A 15,706-nucleotide genomic window follows, 5' to 3' on the forward strand; every position below is an offset into this window, starting at 1 on the left:
TCATAATGGTATTGTATACTGTGTAAATCAAGAACACTTGTATGTAAGGAGAGAGTTTAATGAATTACACAGTATTTCAGTGGTTTAATAATTTTGCTGATTCATCCAAACTATTAGATACGTTAATGGTTGCTATTACAAATAGCGCTGCATACGTAGCCATTTTATTTATGCTTATCTTATGGTTTAATAATGGAAAGAAAGATAAGGCAATTAGAAAACAATATACAGTTTTATATACGACGCTTTCGGTTATTTTTGCATTATTAGTAAATGTTCTTATACACGCAGTATATTACCATCCGCGTCCGTTCGTATCACATGATGTACATCAATTAGTACCACATGCAGCAGATTCATCATTCGTTAGCGATCATTCTGTACTTGTATTTTCAATCGTCTTCGTATTTATTCTTAGAGGAGAAAAACTGAAATATATCGCGCTATTATGGGCAGTATTAGTCGGTATATCACGTATGTACGTAGGTGTTCATTATCCTTTAGATATACTTGGTGCAGCATTCTTAACACTTATTATGAGCGCATTAGTAATGCAAAGTGCACGTATGTTTGAACCAATAGCGAAACTTGTATTCAAAATGTATGCATTAGTAGCGAGACGAATTCCTTTCTTAGCGAAATATAACCATATCGCATAATTGTATTATAAAAAAAGTTCCCCTTTGGACATCCAGAGGGGAACTTTTTTATAGGAAATACGAAAAGAGTTTAGAGTGCTCTGTAATCAAGTTGTACTAATTAATATTTTGAAATTTCACGCACCGAATTTAAATTATATAAAATAATGACACAAAATAACAACAGTTAGTTTTGCATTGTTTTAAAGGAATTAAAAAGAAAACTTCGAAACATATAGTATCGCAAACAAAAATTACAAATTTAAAAACGTATCTTCGTACGAATCCATTCCAAAAGAGAGGAGATAAGTATGCAAAAACTCCAAACGAATAAAGGCGCTCGATATATGATGATTGCTTTTATTGTTTTGTTTCTTATTATGATTTTGCGTATATTCTATATTCAGGCAGTAGGAGTCGTGCATAATGTGAATGTAAAGGATCTAGCGAATGAACAACATAATAAAAAAGGTGTTTTAGAAGCGAATCGTGGTACTATCTATGACCAAACCGGGAAGGTGTTAGTACAAGATTCTACAACGTATCGAGTTGTTGTGAATTTAAAAGGAAAAGATAAAGTGAAAAATAAAGATGAAACCGCACAACAATTAGCCGATGCGCTTGAAATTGATAAAGAAGAAGTATTGAAAAACTTGCATGAAGGGCGTACACAAGTTGAAATTGGAAAAATTGGTCGGAACTTATCTAGGGAAACGAAGGAAAAAATTAATAATTTAAAAATACCAGGTGTATCTTTTATGACGGAAAAAGCAAGAGTGTATCCGAATGAAGACTTTGCATCCTATATACTTGGTTTTGCTAGACCAGATGATAAAGGGAATACAGAAGGAAAGTTTGGGCTTGAAAAGAGTTTGGATAAATATTTGCGCTCTACAAACGGGAATATAGAATATGTGGGTACACGAAGGGGGATTCCGCTTACGAATGATATAGGTAAAGTAGAACCTGCTAAAAATGGGAATAACGTATATTTAACCCTTGATAAACAAATTAATAGCTTTTTAGAAGAAGCGATGAACAAAGCACAAGAGCATTATGATCCTTCTATGTTAATTGGAATTATTGCTGATCCAAAAACAGGAAAGGTTTTAGCAATGTCTAGTAAACCTAGTTACAATCCTAATGTAGGTGATATCGAATACTTTTTAAATGATCCGATTGCAAATGCATATGAACCAGGTTCAACAATGAAAGTTTTTACGTTAGCAGCTGCCATTAATGAAGGTGTATATAACGGAAAAGAATATTTTCAATCTGGAAAATATTCCGTGGGTTCATCTGATATAAAAGATCATAATGGTGGATTTGGATGGGGATCAATTACGTTTGATGAAGGTTTTGAAAGGTCATCAAACGTAGCTTTCTCTATTTTAGAAGATCAGTTACTGAAACCAAATAAATTTAAGCAATATATGAATAAATTTGGATTCAATCAAAAAACAGGAATAGATTTACCTGGTGAAAGTAAAAATACTTTATTATTAAATACGCAAATTCAACAAGTTACAACTTCTTTCGGCCAAGGTTCTACAGTAACTCCTATTCAATTAATCCAAGCGGCTACTGCAATAGCAAATGACGGGAAAATGATGCAACCATATATCGTTGATAAAATTGTAAATCCAACAAACAAAGAAGTTATTATGGAAAATCAACCGAAAGAAATTGGGAATCCGATAAAAAAAGAAACAGCGGACAAGGTTAGAAGCTTAATGGAGCGTGTTATAACATCTTCAAAAGGAACTGGTACAATGTATAAAGTGGATGGTTATCCAATTGGAGGTAAGACAGGAACAGCACAAATCCCGAATCCTGAAAACGGCCGATATATGGAAGGGAAAGAGAATTACATTTTTTCCTTTTTAGGAATGGCTCCAATTGATGATCCGGAGTTAATCGTATACTTAGCTATTAAGCAGCCAAAGTTAAAAGGAGATGAGTATGGAGCTCAGCCTCTTGCTGAAATATTTAAACCTGTTATAAAAAACAGCCTTGAATATTTAAAAGTGAAACCGTATACAGAAAAACAAATAGCTGATGCAGCGAAACAATCTCAATTAAAAGTGCAAAATTATGTAAATAAATCGATGGATACAATAGAGAAAAGTGTAGAAAAAGAGAAGCTACAGCCGGTAATTTTAGGAGAAGGAAAAATAATAAAACAATACCCACAGTCTGGCGAGGTAATAAGTGAAGGAGATCGTATATTTTTATTAGGAAATAACGCACATATGCCAAATGTAAAAGGTTGGTCCATGCGTGATGTTATGTATTTCTCTAAGCTTTTGAAATTAGATTTGAAAACTTCTGGTACGGGTTATGTAACGAGCCAAAGTATTGAAAAAGGACAAGGTTTACAAGAAGGAGATACACTAGAAATAGAATTAGAACCGCCGTTACAACCGTTAACAGAGGCGAATACGAATTAATTCAGGTATTTGGAAGGAGCTATATGAAAATGGCTCTTTCTTTAGAGTTATAAGTAATTTCACGCACCGTAATTTTTAGAAAAAATAATAAATAAGTGAATTAATAATAATACGTTATTAAATATCTGATTATTTTTTATTTACAGTTAAAATCATTTGTGATAATATGGAAAAAATCAAATGCAGTGAAGAGAATAGTAAATAAAATGAATTTTTCACAGAGAGCTCCATTTAGCTGAAAAGGAGTAAAAATTCTTTATTGAATCAAGCCTCTGAGCAGTACACCGGAACCTGTTATGAAGGGGGTGGTGTGACGGGAGCTCCCGTTATAGAGCTATGGTATAAGCATGAATGAGAATGCAGTACCTGATAAGGTTAGTATGGTGACATATTAACAAACTAGGGTGGCACCGCGATGATAATCTCGTCCCTAAGATTAAAAGTCTTGGGGGTGGGATTTTTTTATTGTTGTAAAACAATTTGGAAAGCGGGGGCCAAAAATGAAAAACTTACTTAAAGATTGGAAATATCCTTTATTACTATTGTCCGGAGTTGGTATTGCGAATTTAGGGGCATGGATTTACTTAATAGCACTGAATGTACTTGTCTATAATATGGGTGGCTCAGCCTTAGCTGTTGCTACTTTATATGTAATAAAACCATTAGCCACTTTATTTACAAACGCTTGGTCTGGGAGTATGATTGATCGTTTAAATAAACGGAAGTTAATGATTCACCTCGATATATATCGTGCGTTATTTATCGCTATTTTACCTTTACTTCCGTCACTTTGGATTGTTTATGTATTCGTATTCTTTATAAGTATGGCCAGTGCAATTTATGAGTCAACTGCTATGACGTATATGACGAAATTAATTCCAGTAGAGCGAAGACAACGTTTCAACTCACTACGTAGTTTAATAGGATCTGGTGCATCACTAATTGGACCAGCAGTAGCGGGGGGATTATTAATTGCGGGTACACCAGAATTCGCTATATATATGAATGCTATAGCATTTCTCTTATCAGGATTAATTACATTACTTTTACCCAACCTTGATAAGAAAAAAGATTCGGATACAACTAGTAATACATTATCCCTTACAGTATTAAAAAAAGATTGGAGCACTGTTATAAATTTTAGTAGAAAACATGTGTATGTCGTATATGTGTATTTCTTATTTCAAAGTATGTTCGTATTAGCAACTGCTACTGATTCACTTGAACTATCGTTTGCGAAAGAGGTATTACTACTAACAGATAGTGAATACGGTTTTCTAGTTAGTATAGCTGGTGCAGGCTATATATTAGGTGCCATAATAAATACAATTTTGTCAAAGAAATTAGCACCTTCATTTCTAATTGGAATAGGATCATTATTCATCGCAATTGGTTATTTAATTTATGCCTTTTCAAATGTATTTTTAATAGCTGCTATTGGATTCTTTATTTTATCTTTTTCGATGGCATATGCAAATACAGGATTTTATACATTTTACCAAAATAACATCCCTGTTCATATGATGGGACGGATCGGGAGTATATATGGGCTTATTATTGCGTTAGTAACAATTTTTATTACAATATTATCTGGTGTTGCGACTCAGTTCATTTCTATACAACTTGTAGTTATTGTAGGGTCATTAATAATGTTATTTATCACTATCGTATTGTGTGTGTTTACTTTATTCCCATTGCAATCTAAGTTGTATTCTACTGAATCAATAAAGTGAAACTTTAATCAGTGGGGGTTTTGTTCATCCCCCGCTTAACTTCCACTGAATTTTGAGGTGGGGGTCTTACTGTCCGTTAATGCGGGATAAATTCGAAATAAACTTTGTGTTCTCATTAACAATTTATCGTATTCAATAAGAGGGTTCTTTCCCCTTTATATGGAAAAATTAATAAGGGGAAAGAACAATTTGGAAAGATAAGGGTGGTTGTCGTGATAAAAACAAAAGATGAGATTAATAAAATTGTAAAAGAAATACAAAAGGAAATAGATTTCTCTGGAGTAGTTTTAGTAAAAAAAGAAAAAAACCTAGTCTATGAAAAAGCATTGGGTTACGCAAACCAAAGTGAATGTATAAGCAATACGATACAAACAAGATTCGGCATTGCCTCAGGATGTAAAATTTTCACTGCAATTGGCATCTGTCAACTTGTTGAAAAAGGTGTTATTTCTTTTCATACAAAATTAAAAGATTGTCTAGAGATAAAATTTCCAAACTTTGATGAAGATATTACAATACATCAACTACTAACGCATAGCGCTGGTATACCAGATTATTTTGATGAAAGTATTATGGATAACTTCGAAGATCTTTGGAAACAAACACCTATGTATCTATTAAAGAGCTTAAAAGATTTTTTACCATTATTCCAAAACAGTAATATGATGTTTACACCTGGAAGTAAGTTTCACTACAACAATGCAGGTTTTATCATACTCGGATTAATAATAGAAGAACAGACGGGATTTAAATTTACGGAGTATATAGAAAAGAACATATTTAATCCAATTGGTATGAATGATTCTGGCTATTTTTCTTTAGATAGATTACCAAGACATACAGCACTAGGATATATAAAGGATGAAACTAACCAAAATTGGAGAACAAACGCCTACTCTATACCAATAAAAGGAGGAGCTGATGGAGGTGCATATGTTACTGCACCAGACATGCTGAAATTTTGGGCGGCACTATTTAATAATGAAATTTTAGGAAAGGAATATACAAAGTTACTTTTAACTCCCCACATTCAAGTAAATGATAAACAGTCTTACGGCTATGGAATATGGATTGAAACACGAGAAAACAAGGTATTCAAATATCATATAATGGGATATGATCCAGGCGTCAGTTTTCGCTCGTCTATATATCCAGAATTAGGAATCACTTTAGTTATTCCATCGAATAAAGGGGCAGGACCCGAAAAATTAATGACAGAAATAGAAAGAGCTTTTTAATTATATGGATATTAAAGAAGAGATACAAAAATAATTTAAACGGGTTCATGATAGTTTCTATTTTGAAAAATATTTTAGTTAACGAGAAACCCTTTATTTAGTAAATAAAGGGTTTTATAATTTCATAAAAATATATACAATTATATAGATTTTGGAATTCGAAAACATTACTATATAGTTGTAAATTTTAATTATTCATTCATATGAAAGGGCGTGTTAGCAATTTGTATATGATCAACGGTAGTTTGTTTATTATTTTAGGGGTTATTTGTTATTTAATTGTACGTGGAATATTAATTGGTACCAAAAATAAAAAACATGTGATTTGGTGGAAAGAAATAATAAGTTTTTTATTCGTGGTCTACATTTGTATGGTTGTTGCAGTAACTTTATTCCCTTTACCAATTGGTTTTCCTTCTAATGTTGAAAATCTGAATCGCTCGGTCAATATAATACCATTTGCATCAATTATTAAAGACATCAATCAAATTGGTAGTGCTTATGATGGGGATGCCCTGTTTATGATTGGTCTAATTGTAAGAAATGTAGGCGGGAATATTTTATTATTAATGCCTTTAGGATTTTCAGCACCAATCTTATGGGATAAATATACGAAATTCAAAAATAATATTTTATTAGGATTTGCTATATCAGTTAGTATTGAATTGCTACAATTAATTGAGTCTTTATTTAGTGGAGTGGGACGTATTACTGATATTGATGATGTGATCTGTAATGTTATAGGTTCTATTGTTGGATATTGTATTTATAATATCTTTTTAAAAGCTATTAATAAATTTAACATTCGATTGTTGGGTAAAACTAATTCTAAAGGTGTGGAATTAGTTGATAAATAGGAGTTTAAACGAGTTATTAAAAGCGTACGAGTAAAAAGTACGTCTTTTTATTTTTATAAATAATGCTTAAGGCTGATGAGAACTCACATTTTCCATCTTACACTTGAAAGTAGCTATTGTATTTCAATTATGGAATGAAAAGAGGAGAATATAATCTTTAAAGATAAACAAGTTTATAGGAGGATTCTAAATGGATATTTTACTTGTTGTTCTTATTATTGTTTTGATGCAAAGTAAAGAACGAAAAGTGAAAATAAACCGTATTTGGCTCATTCCGGCTTTGTTGTGCTTTGTAACAGTTCAGTCCATTATTCGTATGGGACAAATAACTTTGCTGCAAGGACTACTGTTTTTTGTAATGCTTGGAATTGGCTTAGGTATTGGAATTATACGGGGGAAAGCTTTAACATTTCGATTAGATAGTGAAACGGGTCATGTACTACGGAAAGGAAATTGGGTAAGTACAATAATTCTTCTTGTTATTTTAGGAGCAAAAATTATTATTAAACAAAGTATGTTTTCTGGTAGCACGCACCAGACACTAATGGTTGTAACAAATGCCTTTTTATGTATTACATTAGGCACCGTAATTAGTAGACGTTATTATATTTGGAAAAAATATAATGAATTAACACAAAAAGCGTAAATACATGCATCCCTTGTTTAACATTGTTGCGAACGGTAATACTAAATAACATTGAACTTTTACAACAAGGGATGATAATATGATATACATTTACACAGACTTCGGCGGTACACATACAACATCACTAGCTGCAGCATATCATTTAAATAAATTACCAACGGATCGTAAGTTAACAAAAGAAGAAATTTTGAATGTAGATTACTTTAATAAATTGAAAACAGAAGATATGGGAAAAATTATTTTTCATGGAATAGACGAAAACGGTCATCCTGTATATACGATTGGATGTGGCGCATCAAAAGTTGTTGTACCAGCGATGAAGCATTTAGGAGAAATCTTGCAAAAACATTATCAAAGTCATGAAAAAATTATTTTTTCTAATACATCACCAACCGTACCTTTACCAATGACTTTTGGTGGTCTGTTTTCTAGAAGGTTCCATATCGATTTTATTGGCGTACCGTTACTCGTATGGGGAGCAAAAATTTGCTGTGATAATATACAAAGGCTTGTTAGTTATACAAAAGAGGCAGGAAGATTAACGAATGATTATGTTGTAATTTTAGATAATGAAACTTTTAAATAGTATATGAATAAGAAGAAAATCGAGCAAATTCCTTGATTTTCTTTTTTATTTGTGGAATAGACAAGAAATAGTCACATTTAATATACATCTACTATAGCCAAAATAATAAAGTCCTGTTACTATTACAGGGATATTCTCTTTTTATAACATAAATATATAGAAAAATTAGAAAAGAGGAATTGAATTAAGGGAGGAACAACATGAAGCGTGTTGCTTGGATTACTGATAGTACAACTGCGAATTTTAAAACAGAAGGAGATAACTTTGTTATCCCAATCGAAGTTATTATTGATGGAATTTCGTACAAAGATTGTGAAGAAGGTGTACGTGAACGGGTTTATAATGCGTTAAACGAAGGTAAAACAGTCACTACTTCACAACCTAATATTGGGGAAATGGTAGAGTTGTTTACAAAATGCAAAGAAGGATATGAAGAAGGATTTGCAGTTGCTATTAGCGGAAAAGTAAGTGGAACCTATCAAAATATGAAGTTAGCTGCAGAAATGGCAGGTTTTCCATTAACTGTATTAGACAGTGAAACAACAAGTTATCCAATGGATGAATTAATTAGAAAAGCGAAATCGTTATACAATGATGGTATGACTTTACAAGATATACACAAAACATTAGTAGATGAAAAAAGAAGACCTTTTCATGTATTCCCAAAGAGTTTAAAAGGTTTATATGCGAGTGGTCGTGTAAAGGGTATTCAATTTTTACTTGGAAGTTTATTAAGTGTGAACTTAATACTAGAAGTAAAAGGTGGAGAGCTTTTACTTGAAAAGAAAGTTCGTAAAATCCAAAAATGTCGAGAATATATTAAAAATGAACTTGAAAAAGAATTACCAAAAGTACTTCATATGTTCCATGCTAACGATAAAGCTGGAGCGGAAGAATGGATTGCAGATATTAAACAAGCATTCCCCGAAATGGATTTCAAATTATATCCATTACCAATTTCATTTGCGGTTCATGCAGGTGAGGGAACAATAGCAATTAGTTATTAAAGTAAAACCCGTGAATCATTCACGGGTTTTTTAAGAGTGTTGGGAAAGACCTTATATACTATAAGGTCTTTTGTACCTCTTAAAATGACTTGAATAGCGTTTATTTGAGGTCATTAGGTAGTTAGAGATTGATGACTATCTTTAACGAAAAAAGTTGAAGTCATATTTTAAAATGCTAATAATTCGGAATATTCTACCTTTTATTTCTACAGTTACAATCTATTTACATATAAGATTATTAGGATTATATTGACAATGAAAGAGAAAACAATAGATGGAAGGGGATGTTTTTTATGTTTAAAAAAGCAGCACTAGGGATTTCATCGTTAGCAATCACAGCGTTCGTCGGATTAGGGATGGCAACAGAAGCTTCAGCTGGACCAGCAGCACCACTTACTTCACTAAACGTCGTACAAGTAGAGTCTGAGCTGGGCGGAGTAGAAACAATTAACCAAAACAGCTTTAGCACAACACGTAACCACGGGGGAAAATACTTATATATTACAACGAAAGAGATGGGATACGGTCAAAATCCGTTTACTAAAATGAATGGTTCTAATGTAAAAAGTATTGGATCCACAATAATCGGCGGAAAACCAATCGTTGGCTGGTATTACAAATGGGATGCGTCTGGACATCAACAAGGAACATTTGAATACCAAAAAACATCTATAAATGCGCCATTTAATACAATGCGTACGTCAATTTATATCCAATAATTTTTGAAAACGTTCGCACATATAGAATAGTTAAAAAGGTACTTCTAGGAGTACCTTTTTTTGATTTGAATCACGTTCATCTATATTTACAATTCCGATTTCATAGCAAGAACACTTCCCATAAAACAAAATCCTTAACGTCTATAAAATTTATATGAACGCGTAGTACAAGTCCGCTACAGTTAAAGTACGTAACTTTACATATTTCAACTCAATAAAAAAGGAAGAAACTGCAGTACTTACGCCGCAGTTTTAAATTCATCCATGAACTCACAGTTTTTAGATATATAGACATAAACGTACTACCTGCTACTCTTTTTTAAATTCAAGATTAAAAAAGAGTAGCTAAACTTATATAAGCTTAGCTTAATGGGTATGTGGCGAAACTTTAAAATTAATTACATCTTTTTCATAGCATAAATAATTTTGTATAGGCAGATGAAAGGATTTTTTAAAATAATAAAGAAGTATGTATAAACAAATATATAAATGGTAGTGATTAGGATGAAAATCAGTAAGTTTGCAGAAGTAAATAATGTAAGTGTAGATACGATTAGACATTATATGGACCTCGCACTCGTTATTCCCGAGAAAAAAGGAAGTCACTATTTTTTTGACGAGTATTGTCAAAAGGATATAGAACTTATATTAGAGTACAAATGGCTAGGGTTTAGCTTGTATGAAATTAAAGAACTGTTTCTTTATAAAAATTTAGGGAAATCCTTAGACTATGAAAAGGATAATTTTTATCAATCTTTATTTAAAGTAAAATATGAAAAGATTGAACAAGAAATAAAAACTTTAGAGGAACGAAAATGCAAATTAAAGGAAGCGTTACATAATTTATCTATAGAAACTGAAATTTCGAGTTCAATTTTAGGGGTAGATTTAAAAGTACTTCATTTATTTAAATGTGTTAAGTGTAACGGAAATTTAATTCTTGAAGATGGCATTATTAATAAGAATCAAATTATTGAGGGAAAGTTAATTTGTAATTGTGGTGAAGAATACACGATTATTTCAGGGGTTTTAACAGCTGGCAACTCAGTGAAAGCGTATGAAAAGAAATCACTTGAAGATTCTATTTCGGATTATATTCATGAAACTGATACTGCTTTTTTGGAAAATGTTCAAAGAGGAGGAGAATGGGCGAAAAAGAAACTAATGCAATTAGATTTAAATGAAAAAATACTACTTGATTTAGGGTCTGGTATTGGGTTCTTTTTACGAAATATTTATGAAGAACTACCGGAAGAGTGTTTATATATTGCTGTTGATCGAGATTTGAATAAACTTTTACTTTTAAAAGATGTAATTGAGAGAAGAAATGTGAAAAGAAATATTGTATTTATCTGTGCCGACTTTCTAAACATACCTATTCAGAATAATTCTGTTGATATTGTAATCGATCAATCAGGTACAAGTAATTATAGTTTTGAATATGAGGAGTTCTTATTGTGTGAATTAAATTCCCTTTTTAAACACAATTGTTATTTATTAAGTTCATTTATTTTATTTAATAAATTTAGTATAAATAGCCAAATTGCACCTAGACTCAGAGAGAATTTTACATCTGCAAAAGTAACAAAAGAAATCGAAAATTTACAGTTTCAATCTATTGATGAAAGTACTTCAAATTATTTGATACGAGGGGGAAGGTACGAGGATTTCTTTGTTCAAGGAGAAGAAATTTATACATATTCATTTTTCGGAAAAAGATGGGGTTAACCCCATCTTTTATTTATTTTCCCTTAAAACTTTTCAAATAGTACATATTGCTATTGGGTTGACCCAAGAACTTACAATGTACGGAACACAAAGTTAGGCAGGGGGAAAAGTGATGGGAAGTTTACGATTACATATAGAAAATAAAAAAAGCAATCAAGAATTAAGAAATATTAGTTTATATTCAATTGCAAAAACAGTATCACTATTTGGTAGCTCTATTTATAGTTTTGCATTAGGATTGTATGTTTTACAAATAACCGGATCTGCGTTAAATTTTGCAATTTCGCTCATATTAGGAACGATTCCAATGATTGTTATGAATCCATTTGCCGGTGTCATTGCTGATAAGGTTGATAAAAAGAAACTGGTTATTTGTATGGATTTACTAAGCGGATTATTATTAATAACTGTTTATATATTAAGCAGCTATTATGGATTAAACTTATTCATCATTTATACTACTACCTTTCTTATGACAGTATTTACAACGTTTTTTGGAATAGGATTAGAGGCCGTAAAACCGAATATGGTTACTAAAGAACGGTTAATGAGTATTAATTCTATAAGTAAAATTATCGATTCTATATCTTTAATTTTAGGGCCTATGTTAGGGGGCATTGTTTTTGCAGTCTTTGATATGAAAACTTTTATAATTATTAACGGTATTTCATTTATCCTTTCGGCTATATCCATATTGTTTATAAACTTTAAATTGTGCGAGCAAAACATAAATGAGGAATGTTCAATTAGAGAAATTAATTTTATTGAAGATATAAAGGAGGGATACTCTTACTTATTGGAGCGGAAAAGCTTAAAAAATACTTTTAGTATTTTAATTTCACTTAATTTCTTTTTAGGCTTTGCTGTAACTGTTCCGTTGCCATACATTATTAACACAGTTCTCAATCTTAGTTCTAAGCAATTTGGTATGATTCAAGGGACTTTTCCGATAGGTATGATAGTTGGTGCAATATTAGTAAAAAAGATAACTGATTGTTTTTCTTATTCTTATCTATTGAAAAAAATAAGTTTTATGTTGGCAATTTTTATGATAGTTTCAGGAATACCTGTTTTATTTAAATCTATTGTAGTAAATAATTTGGTATACGTTACTACGTATTGCATGATTATGTTCTTTTTAGGGTTTATGATAGCACAAATTGATATTCCTTTAATGTATTTCATGCAAAATGAGATTCCTGAAGAATATAGAGGAAGAGTTCTTAGTATTGGATTAAGCTTAGGTAAAATAATGCAGCCAATAGCACTTGCAATATCAGGACTATTATTAAATTTCATTCCAGCCTACACGCTTCCCATTGCAGGGGGGATTGTATTTTTTACTTTGAATAAAATTTTAACAAATAAGTTAAATTTAGAAATTCATTCAAAAGATTATAGTGTTTAACGTAACTTAAAAAGCGCAGGATCAGCATCCTGCGCTTTTCTATCGTAATTCAGCTGTTTTTCTAATAACAATTTTATCAATATCATCTTCTTCATCACCAATAAATAATCCTCGTTCTTTTAAATACGCTTCAAAATATAAATCAGCTTCAGCGCGTTCATCATATGGCTTTACAGAGAGAACGAAACCTAATTTGTTTTGTTCTTCTAAATGAGAAGTGGAGATGTAAGCCGGTACATTATGGCGTAAAAAGAGTTCTTTAACCGGAATAATCATATCTTTCATTAATTTCGTTAGCATACCCATTTCAAACTCGAAATTAAAGCGATCTATACTAGACAAATCAGCGAATACTACACCGATAAAACCTGTATTAAATACTTCTTGATATTCTACATCTTCGTCATGGTCGCCGTAAAAATTCTTTTCGATTAAATAATTTACAAAATAAGCAACGCCATCACTTTGTTCAAATGGTTTCGTTGAAAGAACAAAACCAATTTTCTTTTGTTTATGTAAATACACACATGACATGTATGCTGAAATGTTATGTTCTTTAAATAAAGCACTTGTTGCTCCAGAGAGACCATCTAATACGTGATGAACAATTTGAAGTTTTTTACGAGCGAAATAATAGGATTTCTTTTGTAACTCCAATGTATCAATAAAGACAGAGCCGATAAAGCCTGTATTTGAAATAATAGGTGCTTGCTTTTTTCTTCCTCTGCGCTTTAATGGAGCCATTGTTAAAATCATCCCTTCATGTACGTTTAAAATAAAAAGAACGTTTGTTCGTATATTTATATTTTACTATTAAAACGCTATAAAGTAAAGGGTTTTTGATGAAAATATAACAAAAAAGACACCTTATAAAAGGTGCCTTAAACGCTGTAAGGAATAGGGTTTACCCTAACTATTTATATTATGATACAGAAACAATCTCTTCTGTATCTTCTACATCTAAATGACAGTCCATAGTACGAACATCTTGATCTTCATGACTTCCGAAATAAATAGTAATTTTCATATGTATCGCTCCTTTATTCTAGGAATACCTAAAATAATTACTAGTAATGTTAATATTTATTATATACCACTTTTTTCATTCCGACAACGTTATATCATTTTTAATTATTTTAAACTATAGAGCACAATTTAAAGAGGTACTTTTTATAGAAAATGGTAAATTTCTAATATGTTATATTTAATATAGAAAAATTCGAGTGTTACTTTTTATGAAAAGGAGAACTATTGATGAATTATAAACAACTATTACTAGATAACTTTGCATTTAAAACTTCATATATTGCACAATTTGTGCCCGGAATGAGTATAAAAAAAACGAAAGATTATATTGCTGTTGATTGTGGATTACCTGCCGATACATTTAATATCATCACTCTACTAAACAATAATTTAACGGAAGGGATCGAGAAATTATATAAAGAGGTAGAATACTATTATCAAAGAAATTTTCCAATGAGTGTTTGGTTATGGGATGAGGAGCAAGAGCGGGATATAAAAAGTGAGTTAATTAAAATCGGTTTAAAAGAAGTGGAACAGAATATTGCGATGGTAGCAGACTTAAAAACAATTTCCCCAACAATAAACATGCCAGTAAGTTTTACTATTCAACAAGCAGCTTCCCCTGGACAAATAAATAAATTTGGAGAAACGTTAGCTCATCTATTCGGCACATCAGAAGAAGGTATACATGTACAAGCATTCTATAATCAAATTTCTAATCTTGATATATGTAACAGTGAGAATCTGAAATTATTTTTAGGGTTATATGAAGGTGAAGTCGTAACTGTTGGTTCATTGATATGTTCAAAAGATAGTATTGGTATTTATGACATAGCAACTAAAGAAGGAATGAGAGGACGAGGGTTCGGATCTACTATGTTCAATTTCCTTCTGCAAGAAGCACAAAAATTTAAAAATACTTATTGTGTATTACAAGCTTCACACGATGGAATCAATATTTATAAAAAATCGGGATTTCAAGCTATCGGTAAAATGACTGTATTGGAAAATCGACATTTAATTGAGTAAATCATTCTAGTTAAATCGTCTTTATATAGGAGCTTATAAATCGTTATGAAAAAGATATATCTTGTTACAATAATTTGTGCCTTTATAGTAATAAGTATCTTTGTTTTTCAGAAAATAAATGAACATAAGTATACTAAAGCTATTAATCAATCAAATCATATAAAAAATATCGCACATAGAGGTGCTTCTGCGTACGCACCTGAACATACAATAGCAGCATATAAATTAGGACAACAAATGAATGGAGATTATATAGAAATTGACCTCCAAATGACAAAAGATGGACATTTAGTGGCTATGCATGACGAAACCTTAAATCGTACAACAAATGGTACTGGGCTAGTGAAAGAGCATACATTAGAAGAAATAAAGCAACTAAATGCAGGTTCTTTTTTTAATGAAAAATATCCGAACTTAGCAAAGAAAGAATTTGAAAATGCTAAAGTCCCAACATTAAAAGAAATTATTGAAACGTTTGGGCATAACGCGAACTATTATATCGAAACAAAATCACCTGATGAATATTTAGGAATGGAAGAAAAATTATTAGAAATTATTAATTACTACGAAATACAGGATAAAGTTATTATTCAATCGTTTAGTGAAGAAAGTCTACAAAAGATTCATAGCTTAAATAGTAA

The 15,706-nt window shown here is 31.2% G+C and carries 14 protein-coding genes and 1 other annotated feature; of the genes, 13 read left to right on the forward strand and 1 reads right to left on the reverse strand.

Annotated features, from left to right (window positions below; translation table 11 throughout):
• Nucleotides 1-59: 59 nt before the first annotated feature.
• The 11 genes from DN403_RS15485 (at nucleotide 60) to DN403_RS15535 (ending at nucleotide 13,010) form a co-directional block, all read left to right on the forward strand.
• A complete protein-coding gene (locus tag DN403_RS15485; protein ID WP_001110130.1) occupies nucleotides 60-659 on the forward strand; it encodes an undecaprenyl-diphosphatase in 600 nt (199 codons plus the stop codon).
• A gap of 290 nt (nucleotides 660-949) precedes the next feature.
• A complete protein-coding gene (locus tag DN403_RS15490) occupies nucleotides 950-3,088 on the forward strand; it encodes a penicillin-binding protein (protein WP_001170953.1) in 2,139 nt (712 codons plus the stop codon).
• 176 nt (nucleotides 3,089-3,264) lie between these two features.
• Nucleotides 3,265-3,523: a binding site (T-box leader), on the forward strand.
• 65 nt (nucleotides 3,524-3,588) lie between these two features.
• Nucleotides 3,589-4,821, forward strand: coding sequence for an MFS transporter (locus tag DN403_RS15495; RefSeq protein ID WP_016077594.1), 1,233 nt, complete (start codon nucleotides 3,589-3,591; stop codon nucleotides 4,819-4,821).
• A 212-nt stretch (nucleotides 4,822-5,033) separates the two neighbouring features.
• On the forward strand, nucleotides 5,034-6,059 hold the full coding sequence (locus DN403_RS15500) for a serine hydrolase domain-containing protein (protein ID WP_000598055.1): 1,026 nt from the start codon (nucleotides 5,034-5,036) through the stop codon (nucleotides 6,057-6,059).
• Between the two features lie 224 nt (nucleotides 6,060-6,283).
• Entirely contained in the window at nucleotides 6,284-6,916 is a 633-nt protein-coding gene (locus DN403_RS15505; protein WP_000281840.1) for a VanZ family protein, read from the forward strand.
• Nucleotides 6,917-7,106: 190 nt separating this feature from the next.
• On the forward strand, nucleotides 7,107-7,562 hold the full coding sequence (locus DN403_RS15510; protein ID WP_000353715.1) for a DUF1453 family protein: 456 nt from the start codon (nucleotides 7,107-7,109) through the stop codon (nucleotides 7,560-7,562).
• A 79-nt stretch (nucleotides 7,563-7,641) separates the two neighbouring features.
• Nucleotides 7,642-8,148 (forward strand): DUF3189 family protein, encoded by a 507-nt coding sequence (locus tag DN403_RS15515; RefSeq protein ID WP_000639423.1) that lies wholly within the window; start codon nucleotides 7,642-7,644, stop codon nucleotides 8,146-8,148.
• 200 nt (nucleotides 8,149-8,348) lie between these two features.
• Entirely contained in the window at nucleotides 8,349-9,155 is an 807-nt protein-coding gene (locus DN403_RS15520) for a DegV family protein (RefSeq protein WP_000831922.1), read from the forward strand.
• Nucleotides 9,156-9,448: 293 nt separating this feature from the next.
• Nucleotides 9,449-9,874, forward strand: a complete 426-nt coding sequence (locus tag DN403_RS15525; RefSeq protein ID WP_000472921.1) for a DUF4879 domain-containing protein — start codon at nucleotides 9,449-9,451, stop codon at nucleotides 9,872-9,874.
• A gap of 504 nt (nucleotides 9,875-10,378) precedes the next feature.
• Nucleotides 10,379-11,602: a MerR family transcriptional regulator gene (locus tag DN403_RS15530; protein WP_149185567.1), complete on the forward strand. Its 1,224-nt coding sequence runs from the start codon at nucleotides 10,379-10,381 to the stop codon at nucleotides 11,600-11,602.
• Between the two features lie 112 nt (nucleotides 11,603-11,714).
• Nucleotides 11,715-13,010 carry an MFS transporter gene (locus DN403_RS15535; RefSeq protein ID WP_000535181.1) on the forward strand — a complete coding sequence of 432 codons (1,296 nt, stop codon included), beginning with the start codon at nucleotides 11,715-11,717 and terminating at the stop codon, nucleotides 13,008-13,010.
• A 39-nt stretch (nucleotides 13,011-13,049) separates the two neighbouring features.
• Here the strand turns inward: DN403_RS15535 and DN403_RS15540 are convergent, their stop codons facing one another.
• Complete coding sequence (locus tag DN403_RS15540; protein ID WP_000035353.1) at nucleotides 13,050-13,754, reverse strand: hypothetical protein; 705 nt, start codon at nucleotides 13,752-13,754, stop codon at nucleotides 13,050-13,052.
• 510 nt (nucleotides 13,755-14,264) lie between these two features.
• On the opposite strand from DN403_RS15540, the gene DN403_RS15545 reads away from it, so the two are divergent.
• Together DN403_RS15545 and DN403_RS15550 are read left to right on the forward strand one after the other, a co-directional pair.
• Complete coding sequence (locus tag DN403_RS15545) at nucleotides 14,265-15,065, forward strand: GNAT family N-acetyltransferase (RefSeq protein WP_001107085.1); 801 nt, start codon at nucleotides 14,265-14,267, stop codon at nucleotides 15,063-15,065.
• 45 nt (nucleotides 15,066-15,110) lie between these two features.
• The coding region (locus DN403_RS15550) for a glycerophosphodiester phosphodiesterase family protein (RefSeq protein ID WP_149185568.1) at nucleotides 15,111-15,706 on the forward strand (596 nt) is incomplete at its 3' end.

The sequence above is a fragment of the Bacillus sp. AY2-1 genome (assembly GCF_008368965.1).
Classification (GTDB): domain Bacteria; phylum Bacillota; class Bacilli; order Bacillales; family Bacillaceae_G; genus Bacillus_A; species Bacillus_A thuringiensis_S.

Bases quoted from the DNA above. Each gene is read 5' to 3' on its own strand.
- DN403_RS15485 (WP_001110130.1), top strand. From the start codon at position 60: ATGAATTACACAGTATTTCAGTGGTTTAATAATTTTGCTGATTCATCC.
- DN403_RS15490 (WP_001170953.1), top strand. From the start codon at position 950: ATGCAAAAACTCCAAACGAATAAAGGCGCTCGATATATGATGATTGCT.
- DN403_RS15495 (WP_016077594.1), top strand. From the start codon at position 3,589: ATGAAAAACTTACTTAAAGATTGGAAATATCCTTTATTACTATTGTCC.
- DN403_RS15510 (WP_000353715.1), top strand. From the start codon at position 7,107: ATGGATATTTTACTTGTTGTTCTTATTATTGTTTTGATGCAAAGTAAA.
- DN403_RS15515 (WP_000639423.1), top strand. From the start codon at position 7,642: ATGATATACATTTACACAGACTTCGGCGGTACACATACAACATCACTA.
- DN403_RS15520 (WP_000831922.1), top strand. From the start codon at position 8,349: ATGAAGCGTGTTGCTTGGATTACTGATAGTACAACTGCGAATTTTAAA.
- DN403_RS15525 (WP_000472921.1), top strand. From the start codon at position 9,449: ATGTTTAAAAAAGCAGCACTAGGGATTTCATCGTTAGCAATCACAGCG.
- DN403_RS15530 (WP_149185567.1), top strand. From the start codon at position 10,379: ATGAAAATCAGTAAGTTTGCAGAAGTAAATAATGTAAGTGTAGATACG.
- DN403_RS15535 (WP_000535181.1), top strand. From the start codon at position 11,715: ATGGGAAGTTTACGATTACATATAGAAAATAAAAAAAGCAATCAAGAA.
- DN403_RS15540 (WP_000035353.1), bottom strand. From the start codon at position 13,754: ATGGCTCCATTAAAGCGCAGAGGAAGAAAAAAGCAAGCACCTATTATT.
- DN403_RS15545 (WP_001107085.1), top strand. From the start codon at position 14,265: ATGAATTATAAACAACTATTACTAGATAACTTTGCATTTAAAACTTCA.